Here is a 2930-nt window from a genome sequence, read left to right on the forward strand (position 1 = left end):
GCACGGGCGGGCGCTGGCGCGGCAGCGCGGCCGGATCCGGCAAAGGCGCGGGCACGGGGGCAGCCACCGGCGTGGCCGGCTGCGCCGCCGCGAGCCTGGCCTGGTACCGCTCGAGCTTGTCGAGCTGGGCGAAATCGGCGCTTTCCGAAACGATCTCGTGCTCGCCCGATACCTGGGTGACCGAACTGAGATGGATCGCCGCGTTCAGGCCCACGCGCGTGGTGGTCGCGTTCGACTCCTTGACCTTGAGGTCCGAGGCGATCCACGAGGCCGGATCCGTCATGATCTCGTCGATCTTCCGCGCGGCGGCGGCGCTGGGTTTGCCCATCGCGGCATCGGCGGCGGCCAGCGCATCGATCTTCCGGGCCGCGTCGTTGCGCAGGCGGAAGCGGTGGAAGTAAGTCTGGTTCGGCGCCGCGTTGCCGCGGATGTCGCCGAGCAGGGTGTCGATCTTCCTGTCCGCCGCCTGGTGGGCCGCATCCCATTGTTCGGGCGTGGCCTGGTCGATGTCGATGCGGTTCTTCTTGAAGTGGTCGAGCGCGTAGAGATCGCGCCAGGCGCCGCGCTGCATGTCCACCGCGTGCGTGAAGGTCTTGGTCGACTTGTACTCGACGTCGATGATGCACGAGCGCGGCATCAGCACGCCGTTGTCGCGCGCGATCTGCACGCGCGACTCGACGCCCGAGTCGCTGAGCGCGAGGTTGGCCGAGGGCGTGTCGAGCGAGCTGACGCCCACGCCGACCGTATGCGGCTTGTGGCCGACCGGCACCGAGCCGCTCAGGCCGCCGGTGAGGCGCGCCACCCATTGCGAGCCGCCGCCCGAGCGGTGCTGCTCGATCTGCAGCGAGCCGCCATCGTCGTGCACCTCGCGCGTGTGGTCGCGCGTCGACGCGTAGCCGACGCCCAGGCCGAAGCCGGCGGTCAGCGGCGAGTGCGGGATGCCGCCGTAGACGCCGACGTCGACCGAGGCGCCGCGCCGGGTGGTGTCGTCGATGCCGTCGGTCCAGCCGACCGAGATGTCCGGATCCTCGATGAACTTGTCGGCGAGCCGGTTCCAGGTGTCGCCGGCGGTGCCGGTCTTCGCCTGGGCCGAGCTCTCGACCAGGTGATCGAACACCGCCGCGTATTTCTTCTCGAGCGTCTTGTCGTCGAAGTTGCTGCCGTCTTCCTTGACGCGGCGCGTCACGCGCAGCGACACCCCGCTCGGCTCGTTGCGCTCGTGCTGGTGCAGCACCGCCTGCGCGGTCACGCCGGCGCGCACGTAGCTCAGCCCGACGTCGAAGTCGTAGCCGACGCGCACCCCGAGCCCGGCCTGCGTGCTGACGCTCCTGGCCGTGCCCATGAAGATCTCGGCGCCGTAGTTGCTGCGCCCCAGCTCGACCATCGCGGTGCGATTGCCGGTGGCGCGCAGGTCCACGCGCGGCGAGAGCGGCACGCCATGCACGTTCAGCAGCTTGCCGACGTTGGCCGACAGCCCGCGCGTGCTGGCGCCGAAGCGGTTGCCGTCCTGCATGCGCAGCCGGGCCCCCGACGGGAGTTCCCTGACCACCTGCGACATCGCCTTGACCACTTCCTGACGCTGCGGCTTGGCCACCGTGTGGGGCAGGTTCTTGGCGTCGCCGCGCAGCGTGTCGAGCGCGGCGACGAACTCGGGATTCTCGACATCGGCGCGCTGCGCCCAGTTGGTGATCCGCTCCAGGTTGAACGGCGCCTGGTTCAGCGCGGTGAAGGCCTCGTGCTTCTGCGCGTCCTTGCCGCCCCACGAGGCCGTGTCGGCCAGCAGCTTGTCGCGTGCCTCGGCATCGGCCGGCGAGTCGGACAGGTCGGTCTTGGCGAGATCGTCGCGCAGGCTGTTGGCCTTGGCGACGATCTGCTTCATCTGCGCCGCGTCGGGCTTGCCGGTCGGAAAGCCGCCGTGCTCGAACCAGACGTGCAGCGCGGCCAGCTCGACCAGCGAGTGCGGGGCGTGCGCATGCGCGAGCGTGGCGCGCGGCTGCATCATCGGCTGGTCCATCAGCGCGCCGCGATGCTCGGCCACCGCCTTGAGCGCCTTGAGCTCCTTGGCGATGGTGGGACGCGTGACGTCGGCCGTGCCGCTGCGCAGCGCCGCCACCGGCGAGCGATGCTTGCCGACCGCGCGCGCGGCGAAGGTCTTCCAGCGGTTCTCGGCGGCGCGATCGAGTGTCTTGCCGGTGAACTTGTGCAGGCGCTCGCGCGTCTTCGCCAGCGGCGTGCCGGCGCCGTCCTCGCGGAAGTTCTGGCGCCAGGCGAAGAAGTCGCCCTTCTGCGCCGGCGTCATGTCTCGCACTTCCCCCGTGTTCGCCGCCGCGGCCGCCTCGAAGGCGCGCGCGGCCAGCGTCGGCTCGGCGCCGGGCACCTGCATCCGCTCGCGCACCGCGCCCGGCGCGGGATCGTTGTCGCGCGTGAGCGTGTCGTGCGGGCCCGGGTCGGCGTGGTCGGCCGCCTGCAGCATCACGCGTTGCGCGGCCGTCTTCATCGGCGCCTCGCGCGGGTCGGTGCCGCGCAGCGTGCAGAGCGAGTCGAAACCCTCGTCGCTGCGCGACAGGATGCGCGCCGCCAGCCAGGCCCGCGCACGCGTGGCGTCCAGCGGTTGCGCGGGGCCGGCCGGTGTCGCGCTGGTGGCGCGGTCCATCTGCGAGAAGTCGAGCGTGCGCATCGCCTCGACGATCGCCTGCGCGTCGGTGGCGTCGTGCGCGCCGGCGCCGCGCAGTGCGATCGCAAGCATGGCGCCGCGCTGCGTGGCGGGCGCATGTTCGGGCGCGCCCAGCCCGGCGAGTTGCCCGGTCAGCACCGAGCGCTCGCCGCCCTCCACCGGCGGCGCGCCGGCGGGCTCGGGAAACCAGGCCTTGACCAGCCGGTCGAGCGATTCGGGATGCTCGAGCGCATCCAGGCGCGTGCTGCGCTCGTCG

At 71.9% G+C, this 2930-nt stretch carries 1 protein-coding gene; it reads right to left on the reverse strand.

The window, feature by feature from the left end; all coding sequences use genetic code 11:
- Positions 1-2930: autotransporter (locus F3J10_RS35095; RefSeq protein ID WP_167244001.1), on the reverse strand; the 2930-nt coding region annotated here is incomplete at both ends.

Origin of the sequence: Burkholderia sp. Cy-637, assembly GCF_011753175.1 — a bacterium.
Lineage (GTDB): Bacteria > Pseudomonadota > Gammaproteobacteria > Burkholderiales > Burkholderiaceae > Burkholderia > Burkholderia gladioli.